Origin of the sequence: Nonomuraea sp. NPDC050663, assembly GCF_044456985.1 — a bacterium.
Taxonomy (GTDB): domain Bacteria; phylum Actinomycetota; class Actinomycetes; order Streptosporangiales; family Streptosporangiaceae; genus Nonomuraea.
Map to the genome: position 1 here is coordinate 23,556 of NZ_JBITGL010000023.1, position 20,347 is coordinate 43,902.

Here is a 20,347-nt window from a genome sequence, read left to right on the forward strand (position 1 = left end):
GTACGGCAGGCGCCTGCCGTACCCGGTTGACCGCGGTCAGGAGCAGGTGAAGCCGCTCGGCAGGGAGGTGTCGCCGTTCGGCCTGGAGGCCTGGAAGCCGAAGCTCGTCGAGGCGTCGGGTGCCAGGGTGCCGTTGAAGGCGGCGTTGCGGGCGGTGGTGCCGGTGAACGCGGCGTTCCATGAGCCGGTGATCGTGTGGCCCGACGGCAGCGTGAAGCCGACGGTCCAGCCGTTGATCGTGGAGCTGCCGGTGTTGCGGACGTTCACCTGGATGACGTAGCCGTTCTGCCACTGCGACTGCACGCTCGCCGTGGCCGTGCAGCCGCCGGTGCCGCCGCCGGACTGGGTGGTGACGCTGACGGTGTTGGACGGCGTCGAGACGTTGCCCGCCGCGTCACGGGCGCGCACCTGGAACTGGTAGGCCGTGCTCGGGGTCAGGCCCGACGCGGTGAAGCCGGTCGTGCTGGAGGTGCCGACCTGGGTGCCGTTGCGCAGGATCTCGTAGCCGGTCACGCCGACGTTGTCGGTCGAGGCGCTCCACGACAGGTTCGTCGAGGTCGACGTGGTGCCCGTGGCGGTCAGGTTGGCCGGAGCGGTGGGCGGCGTGGGGTCGGTGGGCCCGCTGCCGATGGTGTAGCTGAAGTTGCTCACCGACAGGCCAGCGACGCCCACCCACGGCTCGAACCCGGCCTGCACGCTGGTCAGGTACCACGAACGCTGCGCGTGGCCGCGGCTGACGGCGTCGGAGTAGAAGGTGTCGACGGCGAATTCGATCGAGGTGGCGGTGCTGGTGCGGACGTAGGAGACGACGTTCCAGCCGATGTTGCCGAACCAGACCTCCCAGGTCGCCCCGGCCAGGGTCGCGGTGCCCACGCGCGAGCCGATCGGCTGGATGGAGCCCTGGCGGTTGAGCCAGATCATGATCTCGGCGCCGGTGTTCTGCCCGTCGGTTCTCGGCGTCGGGTCGAACCACAGGTCGTAGGCGGCGTTGTAGGTGCCGCCCGAGGGATAGCCGTAGGTGAGGCCGGTGCGGATGTTGCCGAACCGGCTGTCGGAGGCCCGCATCGGCAGGCTGCTGCCGGTGGTGCAGTTGGCGTAGTGGCAGCCCGCGAAGATGGAGGGGTAGCCCGCGGGGGCGCCGTTGGTGGGGTTGTTGTGCTGGGCCTGGGTGACCGTGAAGCCGCCGTTCTGGTTCACGTCGATGCACTGGGCGGTGTCGGCGCCCCAGACGTTGTTCTGGACGATGTAGCGGCCGTTCTGGATCGAGGTGGAGCCGTACTTCTCGCAGATCACCGGGGCGGCCTCGGCCGGTGCGGCCAGGAAGCCCAGGGCGAGGAGTAAGCCGATCAGGACTCGCATGGTTCCTCCAAGGTTGGGAGCGCTCCCAAAATAGGCAGAGGCCCCTGGAGACCCCCAAAAATGCCTCCCGGGTCACGGCAACCACCTGCGCACCCGGGTGAAAGTTTCACAAGTCGGACCAGGTGACCGTGAGCGCGAACTTGACAAGCTTGTTGCGACGGTACGGCAAGCGCATGCTGGGAGCGCTCCCAAAGGAGGAGGTAGTACATGCGAAGATTCGCAGCGTTGGCCGCGGCGCTCATCGTCATCCTGCTCACCCAGAGCACGCCCGCGGTGGCCCACGGCGTGTCCATGTTCCCCGGCGGACGCACCTTCCTGTGCTGGAAGGACGGCCTGAGGGACAACGGCCAGATCATCGCCTACAACCCCGCCTGCGCGGCCGCCATCGCCGCCAACGGCACCACCCCCCTGTACAACTGGTTCGCGGTGCTGCGCTCCGACGCGGGCGGCCGAACCGTCGGATTCATCCCCGACGGGCAGATCTGCAGCGGCGGCACCGGTGGACCCTACGACTTCACCGGCTACAACGCCGCCCGCACCGACTGGCCCACGACCCACCTGACCTCGGGCGCCAACATCCAGTTCCGCTTCAGCAACTGGGCGGCGCACCCCGGCACCTTCCGGCTCTACGTGACCAAGAACGGCTGGAACCCCAGCAGCCCGCTCGCCTGGGGCGACCTGGAGTCCTTCGCCAGCGTCACCAACCCGCCGCAGTCGGGCGGGCCCGGTGAGCTGAACTACTACTACTGGAACGGCCAGCTGCCCCCTGGCAAGACCGGCAGGCACATCATCTACATCCAGTGGGTTCGCTCCGACAGCAACGAGAACTTCTTCAGCTGCTCGGACGTCGTCTTCGACGGCGGCAACGGCGAGGTCACCGGGATCGGCCCGAACCAGGGCGGCACCCAGTCGCCCGACCCGACCAACTCCGCGACCAGCTCGCCGACGATCACGCCCACCGGCAACGCGGGCTGCACGGCCACCTGGCAGACCACCTCGACCTGGTCGGGGCACTTCGGGGCCAACGTGACGGTGCGCAACACCGGAAGTACCCCGCTCAACGGCTGGACGGTCCGCTGGAACTTCTCCGGTGGCCAGACCTTCGACGCCGCACCATGGAACGGAGTCGTCGAATCGCCGGCGCCCAACGTGGCGGTGAAGAACGCCTCCTACAACGGCAGCCTCGCGGCGAACGCCACGACGTCGTTCGGATTCAACGCCTCGGGCACCCCGCCCACCAACCCGGTGCTGACTTGCGCCGCTTCGTAGGACTGTGGGCCGTCGCGGGCACTCTCGCCGCGACGGCTCTCGTCGTCCTGCTGGTCGTCTTCCTCGCCGGACGTCCGGCGATCCCCGACGGCCTGCGCCAGGCGCTGTCGCTGCGGATCACGCAGTTGCTCGAACGTGCTTCCCCCTCCGAGCACCACCAGCACGGGCACCGGTTCGGCGAGGGTTCGATGCTGGTGGTCTGCGCGGTCGAGCCCTTCGGCGTCGAGCCGGCCGACGCGGCCGACGTCAGCCAGGTGCGCTGGGTCTACGCGCATCATCTGTGCGCCGTCGACGAGTTCGGCGTGCGCTGGGCCGAGGCGATCCGCGCCTCCGGGCCCCTGGCGGTCGAACTGGCCACCTCACGCGTGGTGGTCCCGGAGTCCGGTGCGGGTTACCCCGACCGGGTCCGGGACCTGATCCCCGCGCGTTACCACGAGGCCGCCCTGGACACCTTCACCGATCTAGAGGTGATCGACGAGGCGCAGCGGCGTTTCGACGTGTCTAGGAGCAGGTGAACCCGGTCGGCAGGGCGGTGTTGCCCGCCGGCCGGGAGGCCTGGAAGCCGAAGGTGGCGCCCGAGCCCGCGTTGTAGGGCATGTTCTTGGCGGTCACGGTCTGGCCGCTGACCGTCAGGGTGGCGTTCCACGAGCCGGTGATGGCGTGGCCCGCGGGCAGGGTGAAGGTCACGGTCCAGCCGTTCAGCCCCGAACCGGTGACGGTGACCGGCTGGATGACGTAGCCGGTGCTCCACTGGGTCTGGGTGACGGCGGTGGCCGTGCAGCTCCCGCCGGTGCCGGGCTGGGTGGTCACGCTGACGGCGGCCGACGACGTCGAACGGTTGCCCGCGGCGTCACGGGCGCGGACCTGGAACTGGTAGGCCGTGGACGGGCTCAGGCCCGACGCGGTGAAGCTGGTCGTGGTCGAGGTGCCGACCTGGGTGCCGCCGCGCAGGATCTCGTAGCCGGTCACGCCCACGTTGTCGGTCGAGGCGCTCCACGACAGGTTCGTCGAGGTCGACGTCGTGCCCGAGGCGGTCAGGTTGCCAGGAGCCGTGGGAGGCGTGGTGTCGTCGCCGGTCGGAGGACCGGCCAGCGCGTCGTGGACGGCGGTGTACGACGGCTTGGTCGCGTAGTTGGCGTCGTAGATGAGCGCCGCGCCCTCGCTGGGGAAGGTGTCGGGCACCCACGAGTACTTGTCGGTGAAGCCCCAGATGGTCACGCCCGCGCACGCCTGGACGGCGTTGCAGGCGTTGATGACGTTGCGGTAGTAGGTGGCCTGGGTGGCGTCGTCGTTGGCGTCACGCGGCATCTGCACCCGCACGTCGAGCTCGGTGACGCGCACCTGCACGCCCAGGGCCGCGAAGCGCTCCATGTTCTGCTGGAGCGAGCTCGGGAAGCCGTACTGCGTGGCCAGGTGCCCCTGGAAGCCGACGCAGTCGACCGGCACACCCTGCTGGCGCAGGCTGCTGACCAGGTTGTACATCGCGGTGCTCTTGGCGTTGACGCCCTCGACGTTGTAGTCGTTGATGCACAGCCGGGCGTTGGGGTCGGCGGCGCGGGCGTAGCGGAAGGCGTCGGCGATGAAGCTCTGGCCGAGCGTGTTGTACCAGAACGACTGGCGGAAGGTGCCGTCCTCGTTGAAGACCTCGTTGACCACGTCCCACGAGACGACCGTGGCGTTGCTGGCGTAGCGGCCGACGACGGTGGCGATGTGGTCCTGCATGGCGGTGCGCATGTTGGCCGCCGACAGGCCCTGCACCCAGTTCGGCGTCTGGCTGTGCCAGACCAGCGTGTGGCCGTGGACCTGCTGGTTGTTCTGGGTGGCGAAGGCGACGATCTGGTCGGCGCCGCCGAAGTTGTACTGTCCGTCGGAGGGCTCCGTGGCGTCCCACTTCATCGCGTTCTCGGCGGTGACCTGGTTGAACTCCGAGGCGGCGATGTTCCGGTAGGCCGTCTCGTTGGCCAGCGGGCTGGTGGCCAGGGCGGCGCCGATGAACTTGCCGCGGTCGGCGGCGTGCTCGCGCAGCGGCTCAGAGGCCTGGGCGGGGGCGGCCGCGATCAGCAGCGTGGAGAGCATCGCGGCGGCTGGTAACCATCTCATGGAGGGTGACACTTTCTCTTGGGGGGCGAAACTTTCGGGTCGTCGCAGAAATCAGGGCACCCGTCGAGGTGCCCGGATTCCGTTAGGAACAGGTGAAGGTGGTCGGCACGGCGTTGTCGCCGCCGGGCCTGGTGGCCTGGAAGCCGAAGCTGGTCGAAGCGTTCGGAGCCAGAGTGCCGTTGTAGGGCATGTTGCGCGCCACGCCACCCGAGTAGGTGGCGTTCCAGATGTTGCTGAGGCTGTGGCCGGACGGCAGCGCGAAGGCCGCACCCCAGCCGGTGATGGTGGACGGGCCGGTGTTCTTGACCGTCACCTGCATCACGTAACCGCCGCCCCACTGCGACTGCACCGAGGCCGTGGCCGTACAGCCGCTCACGGGACCCGCCTGCGTCGTCACGTTGACGGCGGTGGACAGGCCGGAACGGTTACCGGCGGCGTCACGGGCGCGGACCTGGAACTGGTAGGCCGTGCTCGGGGTCAGGCCGGTCGCGGTGAAGCCGGTCGTGGTCGACGTGCCGACCTGGGTGCCGCCGCGCAGGATCTCGTAGCCGGTGACGGCCACGTTGTCCGTGGAGGCGCTCCACGACAGGTTCGTGGAGTTGGACGTGGTGCCCGACGCCGCCAGGTTCGCCGGCGTGGAGGGCGGGGTCGTGTCGACGGGCGGAGCGCCGCCGCCACACTGGGAGCACTCCTCGGCGGTCGAGGCGATGCCGTTGGTGCCCTGGAACAACCGCACACCCCACGAGGTGAGCTGGGCGGGGTTGAAGTTGACGACCTGGTCGAGGTACTCGACGCCGCCGCCGTTGCCGCTCCACGACCAGCCGAGGTAGCCGATCCCCCTGGCCTGGGCCTGGGCCATGATCGTGTCCTCGTCGGGGTTGCCGTCGGAGTGGTTGAAGCCGAACTCCCCGATCACCAGGGGCAGGCCGTTGTCCTCGAACGCGTCGAGGTAGGCGTTGATCTCGGCCGCGGTGTCGAAGACGCCGTACATGTGCACCGAGAACACGGTGTTGTCCTGCGGGTCCGCGGCGGCCACGGTGGCCGCGTTGTCGCGCATCTGGAACTGCCAGTCCTGACCCCAGTTCGGGGCGTCGACCATGAGCAGGTGCTGGAAGCCCGCGTTGCGCAGCTTCACGATCGCGGCCGAGGTGGCCTGGGTCCAGGTGGGGGTGACGGCGTTGTTGCCCACCGGCTCGTTGCCGATGTTGATGATCACGCTGTCCTCGTGGCCGGTCAGCGCGCTCTGGATGCCGATCCAGTAGTTGGCCGCGGCGTCGAGGGTGACGGCGCCGCTCTGCTCGCCGTACCCGGTGGTGTCGTGGTTCTCCAGGATGCAGACGAGCCGGTTCGCCTCGCAGAGCGAGACGATGTTGGCCACGTCGGCGGCGGTGTTGGTGGTCCACCGGCCGCCGCTCAGCACCACGCGTACGGCGTTGGCGCCCAGCGACTTGATGTTGGCGATGGACGAGGTCTGGCTGGCGTACCAGGCGTGCGGATGGCTGGTTCCCCGGATGACGAAGACGTTGCCGTCCGACTCGACGATGTCGCGCCCCTCGACGCGCAGGCCGACGGCGGCCTGCGCGGGAGCGGCGGCCACGATCATCGAGGCCAGCAGGGCGAATATGGCTAGGAGGCTTCTCATGACAACCTTTCGAGGTTGAGACCCGCGCGGGACGGGGTCAGGCCGTCCCGCGCGGGTCCCAGGTCATCCGTTCGGGAAGAGCGAGCCGTAGTCGGCCAGCGCCATGGCGATGTCCGACTGCGCCCAGAAGCGGTGGTAGGTGAACGTCGGGGCCGGCCCGCCGTTCAGGTGCGACTGGACCTTGCTCCATTCCGGGTCGTTCTTCAGGAACGACCGGATCCCGATGAAGGTGGAGCTGGAGTTGATCGTGTCGCCGTTCGGCATGGTGCCGGTGAAGCTCGACGGCACGTACACGGAGTCATCGAAGCGGTTGTAGTCGCCGCGGGTCTCGGGCACGGTGATGCCCTTGCTGCCCTTGAGCAGCAACATCCGGTCGAGCAGCCCCTTGGCTGTGGCCTTGGCGGCGGCGTTGCCGGACTTGGCGGCGTAGTAGATCAGGGTGCGCGCGTAGCCGGCTGCCACGCCCACGTCGTTGGTGTAGGTGCGGACGGTCACGTGCAGGCCGGGGTTCGGTCCCGGCGTGCCGCCCTCGGTGTTGAAGCTGGCGGCGGGGGCGCCGCTCCAGCCCATCTCGTTCGGGATCTGGTAGGTGCTGCCGGAGCCGAGCGTGGTCTCCGAGATCGCCCAGGCGGCCCACTTGTCGAGGACGGCCTTGGCCTTGGTGTCGCCGGTCACGTAGTACAGCTCCGCCAGGCGCTCCATGCCCCAGGCCTGGAAGCCGAACCACTGGTTCGAGGGCGGGTCGTGGTAGACGGGGTCGGGGTCGTAGGCCATGCCGAAGAAGCTCGGCGTGCCGGCCGGGGGCTGCTGGTAGTCGCCGTCCCAGCTGTTGGTGGCGCCACCGGCGATGGCGCCCTCCGCCGACTGCAGCCAGGTGTAGAACTGCACCTGGCGGGTCAGGCTCTTGGCCCAGTCGTCGTCGGCCGTAGGCGACTGCGGGCGCAGAGCCGACGGGCCCTGCGGCGACAGCACCCAGGCGGCCAGCGGGTTCTGGTAACCGCCGTGGTTGTGGCTGGAGCCGATACGCCACGCCCAGGCGCCGTCCATCGCGCCGCCCCAGGCGAAGTACCAGTTCAGCAGGTAGGCCGAGCTGCTCTTGCCGCTGCCGGCCGCGCAGGTGGGCGAGGTGCAGCCGGGGTTCTTGAAGTACTTGTCGTACATCGCGTAGCGCAGGTAGTCGCCGAGCTTGGCGGCCTTGGCCATGGTGGCCGAGAGCTGCGACTGGTTGCCCTGCTCGGTGGCCCAGGTCAGCGCCCAGTACGCGGCCTGGACGGCGCGCGCGTCGGCGTCGGGTGCGGCGGTGTAACGCCACTGGTTGCCGGTCGAGCCCTGGATGAACAGCGACGGGAAGCCGGTGGACGAGCCGTACCGCTGGGTGTCGCACGAGGGGTGCGGGATGGTCTCCCAGACCGACTCCTGCGGACCGCGCTGGTAGGTGTTGATGTAGGTGACGCGCTTGGTGTTGTCACCGCACTCCGACAACGAGCTGCCGCGGCCGGTGCCGAAGCCGTAGACGTCGTCCACGTCCAGCAGCCAGTGCATGGCGTACATGCTCTTGTTGCCGTAGGACGACTGCAGTTCGGCCGAGAGCGGGTCCTGACCGGCCACGACCGTCGTGCTCAGCGGCACGGGGTACTGACTGGGCAGGTTGCGCTCGGGCGCGTAGTCGGCGGGGTCGGCCGGGTTGTAGGTCGACTGCCCGCCGGGCTGGTTGGCCGTGGAGGGGATGATGTACTGCTCCATGATGTTCCAGGCGTTGTTGAACGGCGCCCAGTTCTTGGTCAGCCTGCCGTACTGCGCCTCCATCCACAGCCAGTAGCTGAAGGCCTCGCTGGTGGTCTGGTGACCGTGGTCAGGAGCCTCGACCAGCAGCGTCTCGACCGAGTGGTAAGGAATGCCCTCGGGTGAGAAGTAGCCGTTGGCCGGGTTCTTGATCTTGTCGTACTGGGTCTGGAACTCGGTCAGGTAGCTGTTCGACGGGGCGTCGTCGTCGACCTCGGTGGCGGTGACCGTCACGCTCGGCACACCGCTCGAGGCGATGGTGAACGTGCGGCTTCCGTTGTCGTCGTCGGCGTCGTCGGCGGCGTTGATGCGCACCTGCTGGTCGACGTTCCAGTTCGTCGAGGTGAAGGTCAGCGCGGCGGTGCCGGCGAGCGTCAGGTCGGCGTCACCGGCGCCGGCCGACGGGGTGACCGTCACGCTGCCGGACGGCTGGGCCTGGAGCTTCACGTTGACGATCGCCTGCGCGCCCTCGGGGACGTTGAGGCTGGTCGGCGTCACGACCAGGGCCTGGGCGCCGTCGTTGTCGGACTCGGTGGCGTTGACCGTGACGCTGGTCAGGCCGGCCGAGGCGACGGTGAACGGGCGCGTGCCGTTGGTGGTGTCGCTGTCCTGCGCCGCGGCGATCGAGACGAGCTGCGGCGTGTTCCAGTTCGACGGGGTGAAGGTCAGCGGGGTGCCGCTCGCGACGGTCAGGTCGCTGTCACCGGTGCCCGCGGTGGTGGTGACGGTGACGTTGCTCGACGGCTGCGACTGCAGCCGCACGGCGAACGTCTCGTCGTCGCCCTCGGGCACGCTCACGCTGGTCGGGGTCACCATCAGGCTCTGGGGCTGCTGCGGGCCCGTGCAGGTGGTGCCGTTGATCGCGAAGGTGTCGGGGTTGGCGCCCGAGCCGGAGCCGTTGAAGCCGACCGTCCACTGCGCACCTGACGCCTTGTTGGCGTTGTAGGAGGCGTTGGCGATGCTGACGTTGGCGCCGTTCTGCGTCGGGACGCCGTCCCAGGCGTTGGTGATCCGCTGGTTGCCGGGGAAGGTGAAGGTCAGCGTCCAGCCGTTCAGCGCGTCACCCTGGTTGGTGATCGCGATGCTCGCGCCGAAGCCGCCGCCTCCTTCCCAGGTCTTGTTGTAGGTGACCGTGCAGGCGACCGCCGCTTGGGCGGGAGCCGCGACGGCCATCCCGGTGAGGAGGGTGGCCAGTGCCGCCCACAGTGCGGGTTTTCGCATCCGAGAGCTCCAGGGGGTGAGCCGGTGGGTTGGGAGCGCTCCCATACCATGACCGTCGCCCCGTGGGTCATGTCAATGTCATCCGCGTTTCATCAAGGTAACCCGGTATCTGGTGATGAAACTTTCATCGGTTTCCTGGGATTTTCCGGGTTTCGCTCACGGACGGCTGTACAGAGTCGTGAACCCCGCTCAACTATGTGGGAGCGCTCCCAACCCCTAGGAGTATCCGTGAGTGTTCTTCCGCGCTGGCGGCGATGGGCGGTGACCGCGACCTCCGTGACGGTCGCGTCCCTCGGCCTCGTCGCGCTCCAGCCCACCAGTGCGCAGGCGGCCGTCGCCTGCTCCGTCGCCTACTCCAAGACGTGGGAGGGTGGCGGCGGTTTCGGTGCGAGCATCGCGATCACCAACCACGGTGACGCGCTGAACGGCTGGAACCTGACCTTCACCTTCCCTGACAACCAGCGGATCACCAACGCCTGGGACGGGGTGCCGACCCAGAACGGCGCCGCCGTCAGCATCGCCAACGCCTCCTACAACGGCAGCAAGGCGAGCGGCGCGCAGTGGAGCGTGGGCTTCAACGGCTCGGGCTCCGGCGCCAACCCCGACGCGTTCGCGATCAACGGCACGGCCTGCACCGGCCCCGGCACCGGCACCCAGTCCCTGGTCGTCTCCCCGACCAGCGTCAGCGTCACCGAGGGCGCCACCGCGACCTACTCCGTGCGCCTGCAGTCGCAGCCGTCGAGCAACGTCACGGTCACCAGTACGGCAGGCAGCGGCGACAGCGACCTGACCCTCTCCGGCGGCGGCTCGCTGACCTTCACCCCGTCGAACTGGAACACCCCGCAGAACGTCACCGTCGCGGCCGCCGAGGACAGCGACACCACGAACGGCACCCGCCCGTTCACCGTCGCCTCCACCGGCCTCACCTCGGTCACGGTCAACGCCACCGAGTCCGACAACGACGGCGGCACCGGCACCCAGGCCCTCGTGGTCAGCCCGACCGCCGTGAGCGTCAACGAGGGCGGCAGCGCCACCTACGGCGTGCGCCTGCAGTCGCAGCCGACCGGTAACGTCACGGTCACCAGCACGGCAGGCAGCGGCGACAGCGACCTGACCGTCTCCGGCGGCGGCTCGCTGACCTTCACCACCTCCAACTGGAACACCGCGCAGAACGTCACGATCGCCGCGGCCGAGGACAGCGACGAAACCAACGGCACCCGCCCGTTCACCGTCGCCTCCACCGGCCTCACCTCGGTGACCGTCACCGCCACCGAGTCCGACAACGACGGCGGCACCGGCCCCGGACGCGTCGACAACCCCTACGCCGGCGCCGACGGCTACGTGAACTCCGACTGGAGCGCCAAGGCCGCCGCCGAGCCCGGAGGCAGCGCCGTCGCCAACGTCTCGACCGGCGTCTGGATGGACCGCATCGCCGCCATCGCGGGCAGCTCCTCCGCGAAGGGCCTGCGCGCCCACCTCGACGCGGCCGTCGCCCAGGACGCCGCCAACGGCTCCAGGCCGCTGACGATCCAGTTCGTCATCTACAACCTGCCCAACCGTGACTGCTCCGCCCTGGCCTCCAACGGCGAGCTGCTCATCGCGCAGAACGGCCTCAACCGGTACAAGACCGAGTACATCGACCCGATCGCCGCGATCATGTCGGACTCCAAGTACCGCAACCTCCGCATCGTCGCGATCGTCGAGATCGACTCGCTGCCGAACCTGGTCACCAACCTCAACGTGGCCAAGTGCCAGGAGGCCAAGGACAGCGGCGCCTACGTCGAGGGTGTGCAGTACGCCCTGAGCAAGCTGTACGCGGTGCCGAACGTCTACAACTACGTCGACGCCGCCCACCACGGCTGGCTCGGCTGGGACACCAACTTCGGCCCGTCCGCCCAGCTGTTCTCCTCCACCGCCGCCGGCGCCACCGGAGGCCGCGCCACCGTGCACGGCTTCATCACCAACACCGCCAACTACTCCGCCCTGCGCGAGCCGCACTTCACCATCAACACGCAGGTCAACGGCCAGAGCGTGCGCGCCTCGAAGTGGCTCGACTGGAACTGGTACGTCGACGAGCTCTCCTTCGCCCAGGCCTTCCGCACCCGCCTGATCTCCGAGGGCTTCCCGTCCACCATCGGCATGCTCATCGACACCTCCCGCAACGGCTGGGGCGGTACGGCCCGCCCGACCGCACCCAGCACGTCCAACATCCTCGACACCTTCGTCGACCAGTCGCGCGTCGACCGGCGCATCCACGCCGGCAACTGGTGCAACCAGAGCGGCGCAGGCCTCGGCGAGCGTCCCCAGGCGGCCCCCGCCACCGGCATCGACGCCTATGTCTGGATCAAGCCTCCGGGCGAGTCCGACGGCTCCAGCAAGGAGATCCCCAACAACGAGGGCAAGGGCTTCGACCGGATGTGCGACCCGACCTACGCCGGTAACGACCGCAACAAGAACAACATGAGCGGTGCGTTGCCCGACGCCCCGATCTCGGGTCAGTGGTTCTCGGCGCAGTTCCGCCAGCTGCTGGCCAACGCCTACCCGCCCCTCTCCTGATCGATCGAGAGATGCCATGGCACTGATCGAGTGATGCCCCGGCATTGAGTGATGCCCCGGCCCGCCATCCGCGGGCCGGGGCATCAACGATCTTGTGGCAAGCTCGCTGGATGCTTCGACTCACCGACTTCATCATCGACTGCCCCGACACCATGAAGCTGGCCGCCTTCTACTCCGAGGTGACGGGCCGCCCGATCAAGGACGGCAGCCACGCGGACTGGGCCGGCATCAAGTTCGGCGAGATCGAGCTGGCCTTCATCCGCGTCGACGACTACCGCGCTCCGCAGTGGCCCGACAGCGACCACCCCAAGCAGTTCCACCTCGACTTCGAGGTCGACGACATCGAGTCGGAGCAGCAGCGCATCCTCGACCTCGGCGCGACCCTGCGACACGACTCCATCGGCCCCGAGGGCTACGGCTGGCGGGTCTACACCGACCCGATCGGCCACCCCTTCTGCCTGTGCCGCAACAAGGGCGTCACCTGGACCGCCGAAGGTCCGGTCTGGCCCCAGCGCGGTTGAACCCCGGACCCGACCCCCGGCTGATCCCTCTCGTCGAAGCGACCCGCGCGTTCTACGACAAGCGGGGCACGGGCCGGGGCCCGAGCAACGGGGACGAACTCCAGGCCATCCGCGCCGCGGCGAAGCCACCCGCGCCGTCCGACCCGCCCGCGACCGTCGAGGTGATCGACGGCGCGGTCCCGGTCAGGATCCACCTCCCGGCCACCCCCACCGCCGCCGGAGTGTTGCTCGACATCCACGGCGGCGGCTTCTACAGCGGCTCGGCGGCGGCGAGCGACGTCCGCAACCGCCGGCTCGCCGACACGCTCGGCATCGTGGTCGTCAGCGTCGACTACCGGCTCGCGCCGGAGAATCCGTGGCCGGCCGCGCCCGACGACTGCGAAACCGTGGCGATGTGGCTCGCCGGACACACGGCCGCCCGGTTCGGGACCGATCGCCTCGCCGTCGGCGGGTTCTCCGCGGGCGCCACCCTGGCGATGACCACCCTCGTACGGCTGCGCGACCGTGGCGTGGCCGCGTTCGGCGGCGCCGTGCTGCAGTTCGGAACCTACGACCTCAGCGGCCTGACCCCCGGCGGGCGGCTGATCGCCGACGAGTACTTCATCGAGGCCTACTCGGGCTCCGAGCAAGATCGCACTCTGCCCGACCTCTCCCCGATCTACGCCGATCCCACCGGCCTGCCGCCGGTGCTGATCATCGTCGGCGAGGAGGACATCCTGCTGCGCGACAACCTCGCCATGGCCGCGCGGCTGTCCGGGGCCGGCGTCGATGTCGACCTGCGCGTCTACCCCGCCGCGCCACACGGCTTCACCGGACACGCGACGCCGATGGCCGACGCGGCACTCGACGACCTGCACACCTGGCTCGGCGCCCGGTTCCACCAGAACTGACCCCCGAGCCCTGTCCCGGCAGGCCGGGCCCACGAGCCCTGCGCCAGCGGGCCCGCCCATGAGCCCTGCGCCGGCGGGCTAGTCCGGGAGCCTGTCCCGGCAAGGCCGGTCCACGAGCCCTGTCCCGGCGGGGTTAGTCCACGAGGTCGATGTGGGCGCCGACCGCGCGGAGCTCGGTGACGATCGCCGGATCGGCCTCCCTGCCGGTCACCAGCAGGTCGGACTCGCCCAGCGGGTGGATGGGCGCCAGCCCGGTCCTGCCGAGCTTCGAGGAGTCGGCCAGGACGATCCGCCGCCGCGAGGCCGCGATCATCCTGCGCTGCATCTCCGCCTCCAGGAGGTGCTCGGAGGTGACGCCGTGCTCCGGGTGCACCCCGTGGCATCCGAGGAAGAGCGTGTCGGCGTGGATCCGTTCGAGCATGGGCGCGCCGAGCGGGTCGACGAGCGCGTGCGTGGCGGGCCGGAGGGTGCCCCCGGTGACGAGCACGGTGATGCGCGGGATGGCCGGTTCGAGCTCGATGGCGACCTGGAGGCTGTTGGTGAAGACGATGATGTCGGTCAGGTCGGCGCGGGCGACGATGGCGCGGGCCAGGAAGGTCATGGTGGTGCCCGCGTCGATGATCAGGCTTTCGCCGCAGGCCACGAGGCCGGCCGCGTGACGGGCGAGCCGGGTCTTCTCCATCGCCGCGCTGCCGGCGGCGGCGTCGGAGGACGCCTCGACGGGGCGGTACGGCTTGGCCGGGATCGCGCCTCCGCGGACGCGGCGGATGGCGCCCTGCTTGTCGAGCAGTTCGAGGTCGGCGCGGATCGTGACGCTGGTGACGCGGAAGATCTCGGCCAGGTCGGTGACGCGGACGAACTCGTGCTCGGTGACCATGGAGACGATGCGTTCGCGCCTGTCGTCGACGGCGATGTCGGCCGCCGCCTCCCCTTCGGCCATCATCGTGCCCTGCCCGAGGTCGTCGGCGTGCCGCGGACGATGCCGGCGGGCAGCAGCGCCCGGTGCGCGTCGATGAGCTCGTCGCAGAGCTGCTCGATGGCCGGCACCGGGAGGGTGGCCGAGGTGTTGGGATCGAGCATGGCCGCCTGGTACACCGCGGACCGCTGGTCCTCCAGGGCAGCGGTCACGGTCAGCTCCACCACGTTGAGGAAGGTGCGGTTCAGCGCGGCGAGCTGCACCGGCAGCGCACCCACCGGCCGCGGTCGGACCCCTGATCCGTCGACGTCCGCGGGCACCTCGACGCAGGCCTCGGCGGGCAGGTTGTCGATGAGCCCGGAGTTCGGCAAGGTCAGATGGATCTCGCGGGGTGTCCCCGTGACCATCGAGTGGATCATCTCGGAGGCCATCTCGAAGTGTTTCCAGCGGGCGAGCAGAGGTTCGCCGGTGGCCAGCGAGCCGCGCAGGCGTTCGTAGGAGTCGAGCTTGCGGGCGCCGCGTCTCAGTGACTCGTCGACGGGCAGGCCGAGCCGTACGACCTCCTGGTCATGTGGGAGGAACCACGGCACGTATTCGGCGGCGTGCTCGCTCGACTCGGTGGGGAAGTAGCCGAACCGGCGGTAGATCTCGCTGCGGACGTGGCCGCGCAGCTCCTGGTCGCTCTCCATGAGCAGGTCGAGCTCCGGGTAGAGCGAACGCCCCTCGCTCTCGAATCGCAGGACGAACGCCTGGTGGTTGACTCCGGCAGTGAGGAAGTCGATCTCCTCCAGCTCGCGGCCGACCAGGTCGGCCAGGAGGGCGTGCGTGTCGCGCACGGAGTAGCACAGGCCCGCGACGTTGAGCAGCGGCGTGGCGGCGCGGATCGCCCAGCACAGCGTGGCCATGGGATCGGTGTAGTTGAGCAGCCAGGCGTCGGGGCACAGCTCGGCCATGTCGCCGGCCAGGCCGACGGCCTCGGGGATGGTCCGCAGGGCCAGGAAGATGCCGCCCGCGCCGAGGGTGTCGCCGAGCGTCTGGCGCAGGCCGTGCCTGCGGGCGATCTCGAAGTCGCGCAGCACCGCGTCGTGGCCGCCGATGTTGAACTGGCAGATGACGAAGTCGGCCGAGTCGAGCAGCGGCCGCCTGTCGTCGCCGGTGTCGATGCGGGCGCGGGCGCCGGTCTCGGCGTCGAGCCTGCGGGCGAGCTGCTGCGCGGTGGCGAGCCGTCCTGGGTCGACGTCATGCAGCGCGATGTGGAGAGTCCCGGCGAGTTCGGCGCAGGAGAAGAGATCCGAGAGGATCTTTCGCGTGAGCTCGACGTTGCCGGCCCCGGTGATGACGACCTTTGCCATCCGAAACCTCCTGAGGCCAGGAGTTTACCCCTGCGAAAGCCGGGGACGCCGGTCAGGCATCCCCGGCTTCCTGACTATTCGAAGCGGATCTCGTCGATGGTGATCGTGGAGGCTCCGCCGTACCAGAAGCCCATGGCCAGCTGACTCGGCGAGTTGCGGCTGATCCCGTTGGCCGCCATCGGGATCCTGATGTCCTGGTAGGCCGTGGTGATCGCCGGCCTACCGCCGCCGTCCAGCGTGAAGTCGCCGAAGACCTTCGTCGTGCCGCCCAGGCCCAGGTTGAAGTGCGCCTGCTCGCCGCCGGAGGCGCCCTTGACCCGGATCACCAGGTGCGTCTTCGAGCTGAGGTCCACACCCACGTCACTGCCGAACCAGCCGCAGTTGTTGTAGCGCAGGCTCAACGCTCCACCGGAGACCACACCCGAGCCGCCGCCGTCCAGGAAGCAGTTGCCTCCCGTCCACTTGCCCAGGTCGTTCTGCGCGGGATAGGGGCCGTCGAAGTTGTCGAGCACCAGGCCCGTGTTCGCCGTCGTGGAGACGGTGACCGTGTTGCTCGGCGGCGACTGGTTGCCCGCGGCGTCGGTGGCCCTGACCGTGTAGGTGTAGCTGGTCGACGGGGTCAGGCCGTCGTCGGTGTAGGTGGTGCCGGTGGCGGTGGCGACCCTGGTGGCGCCGCGGTAGACCTCGTAGCCGGTGACGCCGGCGTTGTCGGTGGCCCCGCTCCACGACAGCGACACCGAGGTGGAGGTCCTGCCCGTCGAGGTCAGCGTGGGCGCGGTGGGCGCGGTGCAGTCGCCGGAGCAGCCGGTGGTGGTCGCGCTGACGGCGGCCGACCGGGCGGACAGGTTGCCGGCGTTGTCGACCGCCTCCACGGTGTACTGGTAGGTGCGGCCGGCCGACAGCCCGCTGTCGGTGAAGGTGGTGCCGGTGACCGGGGTCGCGGTGACCTTGGTGCCGGAGCGGTAGACGTTGTAGCCGCGCAGGCCGCTGCCGCCGGTGTCGGTCGAGGCCGACCACGACAGGGAGACGCTGGTGTCGGTGCGCCCGGTGACGGTCAGGCCGGACGGTGTGGACGGCACAGCGCAGTCACCGCCGCAGGTGCCGGTGGTGTTGACCGCTCCCAGGTCGACCCAGCCGTCGGCGCGCTGGTTGGCGTTGGCGAACGACAGGGGATAGGCCGGGCGCCACCGGTCGATGATCCAGTCGGTGAGCCGCACGGACGCCGGGCGGTTGCGCAGCACCTCCTTGGTCACGGCCTCCAGCGGGTTACGCACCCGCAGGACCAGCTGGTAGCTGCCGGCGGGCACGCCCGCGGCGTTGAGATCGGCCGAGAAGTTCACCGGGCGGCCGTAGTTGACGTAGGTCGGGTCGGTGCCGACGTTCCAGTCGGGGAAGGCCCGGATCTTGAGAGGTTGGACGGTGCGGATGTCCCAGTTCGTGTCCCAGGTCTTGACCACGTTCCCGGCGGAGTCGCGCAGGCCCAGGACGAACGTCCACGGGTAGTAGAACGGCGCCACGCCGTCGTTCTGGACCGTGACGCCGACCTTGAACGTGCCCGGGGCGCTGCTGTTGAAGTTGGCCTGCGGGATGTGCAGGTTGTAGCCCATCTTCCGCACGCCTGCGGCGACCTTCGGGTCGGTGGGGCTGTAGCCGCCGGCTCCCGTCTGGTTGATCATCCAGCTGATGTGGGTGAGCTCCGTGGCCGCGAGCACGTCGTCGACCTGGCCGCCGCCCGCCGGGTAGTTGGCGTAGAGCGTGCCCTGGATCTCCGGCCTGGCCTCGCCGCCGATCGAGTGGGTGGTCCAGCGGTTCTCGGTGCCGTTGTCCAGCATGATCTGGGTGAACGCGTCGTCCCAGCCGTTCATGGATCTGGGCAGCGTCATGCTCTTGAGCTGGCCGCCGCGGTGCTCCTTGTAGGGCCAGGAGTCGTCGTGGAAGCCGATGCCGGCCGTCTGCGTGCCCGCCAGGCCGGGGTAGCGGACCTCGAGCTGGATGTTGTCGAAGGCCGAGTCGTAGGCGTTGATGAGCGTGCGGATGGTGGCGTCGGTCGGCATCAGGTCGGGGTGGCCGTCGGCGAGGTCGCGGTCGTAGGGCCAGGTGTGCCACTCGCCCCACAACCCGACGAGGCCCAGGGACATGAAGCCGATCCGCGGGTCGGCCGTGCCTCCGGGGCCCGCCTTGTCGTAGCGGGCGGCGAAGGCGTTGATGAAGGTGGTGAACGCCGCGATGACGTCGGGGTCGTCGTAGTCGGGGCTGACGGTGCCCCAGAAGCCGTTGGTGCGCAGGGCGGTCTTGCCGTTGAGGCAGGGCGGGATGCCGTTGCCCGGGTGGGTGCCGGAGCCGCCCGGATACTCCACGTAGAAGCGGAAGGCCACCTGGCGGCCCCACACCGCAGCCTCGTCGAGGGCCTTCTCGAAGAGCGTCCAGTCGATGGAGGAGCAGGTGGCCGGGTCCTTCATGACCTCGTTGAGCGCGAAGTAGGTCCACATGACGCCGCCCGGATACTTGGCGTCGTAGTTGTCGCCCGGGAACAGGTAGGGGGCGAAGCCCTTCAGCGGCTGGCCGACCGGGGTGGAGGCGTAGGCGTAGGTGTGGGTGGTGAGCGAGGTGTCCGGCCCCGGCCCGGCGGGCGGCCGGGCGGGAGGTCCGGCGGGGGCGGCCGACGCGGGGACCGCGATGCCTAGCAGGAGGGTCGTCGTGGCGGCGAGGGTGGCGAACCAACGTCTCATCTTCATGCGAGCCTCGGGGGGGTGAGGTTGTGTGAACGAAACCTTGATGTAACGAAATAGAAGCATGAAGGTTTCGCTATCGCAAGCGCCCTGGAGCGCCGCATATATGATTAGACCTTGACAAACTATCGCTAGTCCACATCATTATTGAGCGATGACAGGCTGTCGATAGGGAGCACGCATGCACGCGGTTGGGACACGACTCGGCGCCGGGACCGGCCAGCATGCGGGGCCTCCTGGCCGCCTGCGAAGGCGGCGAGACGATCGCCTGGTCGGCTGGCTGTTCCTGCTCCCCGTGATCATCGGGTTCGCGGTCTTCTACGCCTACCCGACGGTCCGCGGCGTGTGGTACTCGTTCACCGACTACAGCCTGCTGAACGACCCGGCCTTCGTGGGCGGCGACAACTACAAGGAACTCGTCAGCGACGGGCAGTTCTGGAACGCGCTGAAGGTCACCGGCTACTACGTGGTCGTCAACATCGTCTCGCAGACGGTGGTCGCTCTCGGCCTGGCCGCGCTGATGCACCGGCTGACCCGGTCAGTCGTGCTGCGGGCGACGCTGCTGGTGCCGTGGCTGGTGCCGAACGTGACGATCGGCCTGCTGTGGGCCTGGATGCTCGACCCCGACCTCGGCTTCGTCAACCACCTCATCGGTCTGACCGGCCTCGACACGACGTTGTCCTTCAACTCCCCCGACTGGGCGATGCCGCTCGTGGCGCTGGTCAACAGCTGGTCCTACACGGGCTACACCGCGCTGCTGCTCTACGCCGGGATGTTGCAGATCCCCCCGCACCTGTACGAGGGAGCGTCGATCGACGGCGCGGGCGAGATCCGGATGTTCCGGTCGATCACCCTGCCGCTCCTGCGCCCGATCATCGCGCTGGTGCTGGTGGTGTCGCTGATCGGCTCGTTCCAGATCTTCGACACGGTAGCGGTCGTGTACGGCGGCAAGCCGCCCATCCCCGAGACCAGGGTCATCTACTACTACATCTACCAACAGGCGTTCACCTACTTCCACATGGGATACGCCTCCGCCATAGCGATGGTGCTCGTGCTCATCCTCGGCGTGCTGACGACCGTGCAGATGCGGATGCTGCGCGCGTCGCGTTCGGACCTGGGCTAAGGAGCCACATGAAGATCTCCAGGGGCGTCTCCTGGTTCGCACTCGCCGCCGCGGTCGTGCTCACCGTCTTCCCCTTCTACTGGATGATCCGCACGGCCCTCACGCCGGCGGGCGACCTGTTCCGCGACTCCACCGCGCTGTGGCCCGCCAACCCCACGCTGATCAACTTCAGCCGGGTGCTGGGACTGGTCAGCGCCGAGGAGGCCAGGGCCGCGGGCGGATCGGGCGCGCAGATCAACTTCCTGCGCTACACGTTCAACTCGATGGTCTACAGCGGCCTCATCGCGGTCGTGCAGACCTTCTGCTGCGCCATGGCGGGCTACGCCTTCGCCCGCCTGCGGTTCCCCGGCAGGGACGTGGCGTTCGGCATCATCATCGCGGCCCTGATGGTGCCGCCGATCTTCACGTTGCTGCCGAACTTCGTCCTGGTCAAGCAGCTGGGGATCCTCAACACCATCCCGGGGCTGGTCCTGCCGAGCCTGCTGATGACGCCGTTCGCGGTCTTCTTCCTGCGCCAGTTCTTCCTGTCCATCCCGCGCGACGTGGAGGAGGCCGCGACGCTCGACGGCATCGGAAGGTGGGGGCTGTTCTGGAAGATCGTGCTTCCCATGAGCCGCGGCCCGCTGATCACCATCGGGCTGACCACCATCGTGTGGAGCTGGAAGGACTACCTGTGGCCGCTGCTGGTGGGCAAGGCCGAGAGCACCCGCGTCCTGACGGTGGGCCTCGGGGTCTTCCTGCAGCAGTCGCCGAACCGGGCTCCTGACTGGACCGGGCTCATGGCCGGATCGGTCCTGTCGATCCTGCCCGTGCTCCTCCTGCTCGTCTTCCTGGGCAAGCGGCTGGTGCAGTCGATGAACTTCTCCGGCATGAAGTGAAAAGCTCCG

At 69.1% G+C, this 20,347-nt stretch carries 14 protein-coding genes; 7 read left to right on the forward strand and 7 right to left on the reverse strand.

Going from position 1 to position 20,347, the window contains the following annotated elements:
- Positions 1-36: 36 nt before the first annotated feature.
- Entirely contained in the window at positions 37-1,359 is a 1,323-nt protein-coding gene (locus tag ACIBH1_RS43255; RefSeq protein WP_397319918.1) for a cellulose binding domain-containing protein, read from the reverse strand.
- Between the two features lie 207 nt (positions 1,360-1,566).
- On the opposite strand from ACIBH1_RS43255, the gene ACIBH1_RS43260 reads away from it, so the two are divergent.
- Positions 1,567-2,628 (forward strand): lytic polysaccharide monooxygenase, encoded by a 1,062-nt coding sequence (locus tag ACIBH1_RS43260; protein ID WP_397319919.1) that lies wholly within the window; start codon positions 1,567-1,569, stop codon positions 2,626-2,628.
- Positions 2,613-3,143 (forward strand): hypothetical protein, encoded by a 531-nt coding sequence (locus tag ACIBH1_RS43265; protein WP_397319920.1) that lies wholly within the window; start codon positions 2,613-2,615, stop codon positions 3,141-3,143. Before ACIBH1_RS43260 ends, ACIBH1_RS43265 begins: the two co-directional genes overlap by 16 nt.
- Here the strand turns inward: ACIBH1_RS43265 and ACIBH1_RS43270 are convergent.
- The 3 genes from ACIBH1_RS43270 to ACIBH1_RS43280 form a co-directional block, all read right to left on the reverse strand.
- Entirely contained in the window at positions 3,130-4,728 is a 1,599-nt protein-coding gene (locus ACIBH1_RS43270; protein ID WP_397319921.1) for an endo-1,4-beta-xylanase, read from the reverse strand. The genes ACIBH1_RS43265 and ACIBH1_RS43270 overlap by 14 nt on opposite strands.
- Positions 4,729-4,810: 82 nt before the next feature.
- Positions 4,811-6,370 carry a cellulase family glycosylhydrolase gene (locus ACIBH1_RS43275; RefSeq protein ID WP_397319922.1) on the reverse strand — a complete coding sequence of 520 codons (1,560 nt, stop codon included), beginning with the start codon at positions 6,368-6,370 and terminating at the stop codon, positions 4,811-4,813.
- 63 nt (positions 6,371-6,433) lie between these two features.
- The gene (locus tag ACIBH1_RS43280) at positions 6,434-9,373 is read right to left on the reverse strand and encodes a glycoside hydrolase family 48 protein (protein WP_397319923.1); all 2,940 of its coding nucleotides are present in this window, start codon (positions 9,371-9,373) and stop codon (positions 6,434-6,436) included.
- 228 nt (positions 9,374-9,601) lie between these two features.
- Here ACIBH1_RS43280 and ACIBH1_RS43285 point away from each other — a divergent pair, with 228 nt between their 5' ends.
- The 3 genes from ACIBH1_RS43285 to ACIBH1_RS43295 all read left to right on the forward strand — a co-directional run bounded on the left by ACIBH1_RS43285 (position 9,602) and on the right by ACIBH1_RS43295 (position 13,340).
- A complete protein-coding gene (locus tag ACIBH1_RS43285) occupies positions 9,602-11,929 on the forward strand; it encodes a glycoside hydrolase family 6 protein (RefSeq protein WP_397319924.1) in 2,328 nt (775 codons plus the stop codon).
- Positions 11,930-12,039: 110 nt separating this feature from the next.
- Positions 12,040-12,450, forward strand: coding sequence for a VOC family protein (locus ACIBH1_RS43290; RefSeq protein WP_397319925.1), 411 nt, complete (start codon positions 12,040-12,042; stop codon positions 12,448-12,450).
- Positions 12,447-13,340 carry an alpha/beta hydrolase gene (locus tag ACIBH1_RS43295; RefSeq protein ID WP_397319926.1) on the forward strand — a complete coding sequence of 298 codons (894 nt, stop codon included), beginning with the start codon at positions 12,447-12,449 and terminating at the stop codon, positions 13,338-13,340. The genes ACIBH1_RS43290 and ACIBH1_RS43295 overlap by 4 nt, the downstream gene beginning before the upstream one ends.
- Before the next feature lie 133 nt (positions 13,341-13,473).
- Here ACIBH1_RS43295 and ACIBH1_RS43300 read toward each other — a convergent pair whose 3' ends face one another.
- The 3 genes from ACIBH1_RS43300 to ACIBH1_RS43310 form a co-directional block, all read right to left on the reverse strand.
- Complete coding sequence (locus ACIBH1_RS43300; protein ID WP_397319927.1) at positions 13,474-14,283, reverse strand: DeoR/GlpR family DNA-binding transcription regulator; 810 nt, start codon at positions 14,281-14,283, stop codon at positions 13,474-13,476.
- Positions 14,280-15,608: an alpha-glucosidase/alpha-galactosidase gene (locus tag ACIBH1_RS43305; RefSeq protein ID WP_397319928.1), complete on the reverse strand. Its 1,329-nt coding sequence runs from the start codon at positions 15,606-15,608 to the stop codon at positions 14,280-14,282. Before ACIBH1_RS43305 ends, ACIBH1_RS43300 begins: the two co-directional genes overlap by 4 nt.
- A gap of 74 nt (positions 15,609-15,682) precedes the next feature.
- Positions 15,683-18,343, reverse strand: a complete 2,661-nt coding sequence (locus tag ACIBH1_RS43310) for a fibronectin type III domain-containing protein (protein WP_397319929.1) — start codon at positions 18,341-18,343, stop codon at positions 15,683-15,685.
- A gap of 175 nt (positions 18,344-18,518) precedes the next feature.
- Between ACIBH1_RS43310 and ACIBH1_RS43315 the strand changes: the two genes are divergently transcribed.
- Both ACIBH1_RS43315 and ACIBH1_RS43320 read left to right on the forward strand, forming a co-directional pair.
- Positions 18,519-19,460, forward strand: a complete 942-nt coding sequence (locus ACIBH1_RS43315; protein WP_397319930.1) for a carbohydrate ABC transporter permease — start codon at positions 18,519-18,521, stop codon at positions 19,458-19,460.
- Between the two features lie 8 nt (positions 19,461-19,468).
- Complete coding sequence (locus ACIBH1_RS43320; RefSeq protein ID WP_397319931.1) at positions 19,469-20,338, forward strand: carbohydrate ABC transporter permease; 870 nt, start codon at positions 19,469-19,471, stop codon at positions 20,336-20,338.
- Positions 20,339-20,347: the final 9 nt, after the last annotated feature.